This is a genomic window from Xanthobacter sp. BG11Y11_SDJG (assembly GCF_057364445.1).
Genome location: NZ_JBNFNU010000364.1, coordinates 1 through 4,244 on the forward strand (window position 1 = coordinate 1; position 4,244 = coordinate 4,244).

Below are 4,244 nucleotides of genomic sequence, written 5' to 3' on the forward strand. Positions count from 1 at the left end.
ATCTACCAGGCCACCGCCCCCGGGCTTCGCCGCGGCGTCGGACAAGCGGCGGCTTCGTCACCGACAAGGTGCGCGGGCTGGTGATGGGCGGCAGCGTGCCGCAGGGCAGCGCCCGCGAAGCCGCCCAGGCGGCCGTGGCCTGCCTCGAGAAGCTCTGAGCCCGCGGCCGATCCGTCCGCGGATCGGCATGCCCGCGCCTCGCCGGATTTCCGAGCGCGCGCCACCCGGACCGCGGGGTGTTCCGGACGGCGCTTCGTTCTCGTTGCTCAACGAGAGCGCGCCTTGCCGCCCGGCGCCTGCGCCGGGCGGCTCAGGCGCCGCCGTCGGGACCCGCGAACGGCTTGAAGTGCTTGGACAGCTTGAGGCCCTGCCCCTGGTAGTGGGACTTGAGATCGGCCCCATAGAGTCGCTCCGGCCGCCCGGCCATGCGCTCATAGACGAGGCGGCCCACCGTCTGGCCGTGCTCCAAGATGAAGGGCACCTCGCGCGAACGCACCTCCAGCACAGCCCGGGCCCCCACGCCGCCGGCCGCGGCGCTGCCGAAGCCGGGGTCGAAGAAGCCCGCATAGTGCACGCGGAACTCGCCCACCAGCGGATCGAACGGCACCATCTCGGCGGCATAGTCCGGCGGCACGTGCACCGCCTCGCGGGAGGCGAGGATGTAGAAGGCGTCCGGATCGAGCACCAGGCTCGGCGTGCCGCCATCCCGGCGCACCCGGATCGGCTCCCAGAAATCCTCCACGTCCAGCAGGCCCGGCTGGTCCACGTCGACCACACCGGTGTGCCGCTTGGCGCGGAAGCCCTGGAAGCCGGACAGCGCCTCGCCCGCGAGATCGACGCCCAGCGCGATGCCGCCCGCGGCGACATCGGGCGTGGCCGCATCCACCAGCCGCTCGCTCTCCTGAAGATTCAGCAGTTCGAGGTCGGACAGGCGCGCCACGCCGCGGCGGAAGCGCACCTGCGACAGGCGCGAGCCGGTGCGCACCAGGATCGGGAAGGTGCGCGGGGAAATCTCCAGATAGAGCGGCCCCGAATAGCCGGCGGGAATGGTGTCGAAGGCCCGCGCCCCGTCGGTGATGACGCGCACGAACACGTCGAGCCGGCCGGTGGAGCTCTTGGGGTTGGCCGCCGCCGCGAGGTCGAACGGCAGTTTCAACTGCTCGAACAGCTTGACGAGATAGACGCAGCCGGTCTCCAGCACCGCGCCGGAGCCGAGGTCCAGCTCGTGCAGCGCCAGTTCGGACAGGCGCTCCTTCACCGTGCGCCCGGCGCCCGGCAGGAAGCTCGCGCGGATGCGCCAGGCGGTCCGTCCCAGCCGCAGATCGAGGCTGGCCGGCTGGATCTGATCCGCATCCAGGCCGCGCTTGGTCGCGATGGAGCCTGCCGCGACGAGCGCCGAGATCGCCTCGGCGGGTAGGATCCCAGGCTTGGAAAGCTCGGCCACGCTCGCCCCCTATCCGTTTTCCCGGTCCCGATCGTTCGATCTAACGAACAAATCCCTTGACGCCAAGCGCGCCGCAACCTTATCTCGGTCCCGTTCGTGGTGAATTTGGGCCGGCCGGCTTGCAGCCACGTTAAACAACTTTGAGCTAAAAGGCCGGGGACGAGCGGTGCGGCGCACGGCATCTGCCGCGACTTTGAGGTCGCGCGCAAGGCCTCCCGCTCCGTCTGCGCTCCCGGCCTGCCCTGGAGGCAGACATGTCGGTGGCGCCCAAATCCCAATCCCGCTTCGTTCCCGCGGACCCGCAGACGCTCCACCCGGAAACCCGCCTGGTGCATGCGGGCACCACCCGCTCGCCGTTCGGCGAGACCTCCGAGGCGCTCTTCCTCACCCAGGGCTTCGTCTACGACAATGCGGAGGCGTGCGAGGCGCGCTTCAAGGGCGAGGATCCGGGCTTCGTCTATTCGCGCTATTCCAACCCCACCACCGCCATGTTCGAGGAGCGCATGGCGCTGCTCGAAGGCGCGGAAGCCGCGCGCGCCACGGCGTCCGGCATGGCGGCCGTGAACGCGGCGCTGCTGTGCCAGCTGAGCGCCGGCGACCATGTGCTCGCCGCCCGCGCTTTGTTCGGCTCGTGCCGCTGGATCCTGGAGGATTTCCTGCCGCGCTACGGCGTCGAGACCACGCTGGTGGACGGCACCGACCTCGACGCCTGGCGCGCCGGGGTGAAGCCCAACACCAAGGTGCTGTTCCTGGAGAGCCCCACCAACCCGACCCTCGACATCATCGACATCGCCGCGGTGGCCGAGATCGCCCATCAGGCGGGTGCATGTCTGGTGGTGGACAACGTGTTCGCCACCCCCCTGCTCCAGCACCCGCTCGAGCTCGGGGCGGACATCGTCGTCTACTCCACCACCAAGCATGTGGACGGCCAGGGCCGCTGCCTCGGCGGCGTGATCCTCTCCTCGCAGAAGTTCGTCACCGACCACCTGCAGACCTTCCTGCGCCAGACCGGCCCCTCCATCTCGCCGTTCAACGCCTGGGTGATGCTCAAGGGGCTGGAGACGCTGGCGCTGCGCGTCGAGCGCATGCAGGCGAGCGCCGGCACGATCGCCGACGCGCTGGCCGGGGAAGCGAAGATCTCGCGGGTCATCTATCCCGGCCGCGACGACCATCCGCAGGCCGCGCTCGCCCGCCGGCAGATGTCGGGCGGCGGCACGCTCGTGACCTTCGTGGTGGAGGGCGGCAAGGAGGGCGCGTTCCGCTTCGCCAACGCGCTGCGCCTGATCCGCATCTCCAACAATCTCGGCGACGCGAAGAGCCTCATCACCCATCCCGCCACCACCACGCACCAGCGCTTCACGCCCGAGGCGCGGGCCGAGATGGGCATCTCCGACGGCCTGCTGCGGCTTTCGGTGGGGCTGGAGCACCCGGACGACCTGATCGCCGACCTCAAGGGCGCCATCGCCGCCCTTTGAGGCCCGGCCGACGCGGCTTGAGGCGGCCCGCGCCCCGGAGCGCGGCGCTTGACCTTTGACGCGCCGGGGTGCTGCTTGTCGGCCCGAAGCTCCCTTCGTTCCGCGAGAGACGACGATGATCCCCGAAGAGCCGCCGCGCATCATGCTGCTGACCGGCGCGTCCCGCGGCATCGGCCATGCGACGGTGAAGCGGTTCTCGGCCGCCGGCTGGCGCGTCATCTCCTGCTCGCGCCATGCCTTTCCGGAGCAGTGCCCCTGGGGCGCCGGGCCGGAGGACCATATCCAGGTGGACCTTGCGAGCCCGCTGAGCACCAAGGCGGCGGTGGAGGAGGTCAAGCGCCGGCTCCCCGAGGGCAAGCTGCACGCGCTGGTGAACAATGCCGCCATCTCCCCCAAGGGGGAGGGCGGCTCGCGCCTCGGCACCCTCGACACCGACCTGGAAACCTGGGTCGACGTGTTCCAGGTCAACTTCTTCGCCCCCATCATCCTGGCGCGCGGCCTCGCGGCGGAACTGGAGACGGCACAGGGATCGGTGGTGAACGTCACCTCCATCGCCGGATCGCGGGTGCACCCCTTCGCGGGCGCCGCCTACGCCACCTCGAAGGCGGCGCTGGCGGCGCTGACGCGGGAGATGGCGTCCGACTTCGGCCGCCGCGGCATCCGCGTGAACTCCATCGCGCCGGGCGAGATCGACACCGCGATCCTCTCGCCGGGCACCGAGAAGATCGTCGCCCAGATCCCCATGCAGCGCCTCGGCACGCCGGACGAGGTGGCGAAGATCATCTACGTGCTGTGCAGCGAGACCGCCTCCTATCTCAACGGGGCGGAGATCCACATCAATGGCGGCCAGCACGTCTGACCGGCATGCGGGGCGGACGGCCGCGTCGCCCAGAGATTTAATACCTTGTTAACCAAGGTTCTTCTGGCCGGGGGATGCCGCATTTGGCCCCCACATGATCCCACCATCGTCAAATTCACGCCCGCTTCGCAGGGCTTTCTGGCCGCGTGCCATAGATGCACGCCCAGCGAGCCGGGTTTGTTGCAGGTTTGTAAAAATCTGTAACGGGCTTTTCTTGCAATGAGCCGTGAATACTGATGGAGCGTGGCTATGACGATCACCATCAACCTTCCGATCTTTCCGCTGCGTCGGGAGATCGCCGCCCTCAAGCGCGCCTGCGGCGCAATCTGGCGGCCACGCCGTCCGCGGCCGCCTCCGGCCGGCCCGACACGCGCTACTCGCGCGACGGATTCGAGTTCGACGTCGCGGCGCTTGCGCATCTGCCCCAACGCCCCCGCTCGGCCCGCTGAGCGCCGAAGGCGCGGGT

General features: G+C 69.7%; 4 protein-coding genes and 1 riboswitch. Of the genes, 3 read left to right on the top strand and 1 reads right to left on the bottom strand.

Going from position 1 to position 4,244, the window contains the following annotated elements; genetic code table 11:
• Positions 1 to 310: 310 nt before the first annotated feature.
• A complete protein-coding gene (locus AC2W7M_RS20760; protein WP_486134558.1) occupies positions 311 to 1,444 on the bottom strand; it encodes a 2'-deoxycytidine 5'-triphosphate deaminase in 1,134 nt (377 codons plus the stop codon).
• Positions 1,445 to 1,530: 86 nt separating this feature from the next.
• Positions 1,531 to 1,613, top strand: a riboswitch (SAM riboswitch).
• Positions 1,614 to 1,698: 85 nt separating this feature from the next.
• Here AC2W7M_RS20760 and AC2W7M_RS20765 point away from each other — a divergent pair.
• The 3 genes from AC2W7M_RS20765 to AC2W7M_RS20775 all read left to right on the top strand — a co-directional run bounded on the left by AC2W7M_RS20765 (position 1,699) and on the right by AC2W7M_RS20775 (position 4,227).
• A complete protein-coding gene (locus AC2W7M_RS20765; RefSeq protein ID WP_486134559.1) occupies positions 1,699 to 2,919 on the top strand; it encodes an O-succinylhomoserine sulfhydrylase in 1,221 nt (406 codons plus the stop codon).
• Between the two features lie 142 nt (positions 2,920 to 3,061).
• Positions 3,062 to 3,778, top strand: coding sequence for an SDR family NAD(P)-dependent oxidoreductase (locus tag AC2W7M_RS20770; RefSeq protein ID WP_486134563.1), 717 nt, complete (start codon positions 3,062 to 3,064; stop codon positions 3,776 to 3,778).
• 236 nt (positions 3,779 to 4,014) lie between these two features.
• Positions 4,015 to 4,227, top strand: coding sequence for a hypothetical protein (locus AC2W7M_RS20775; protein ID WP_486134561.1), 213 nt, complete (start codon positions 4,015 to 4,017; stop codon positions 4,225 to 4,227).
• Positions 4,228 to 4,244 lie beyond the last annotated feature (17 nt).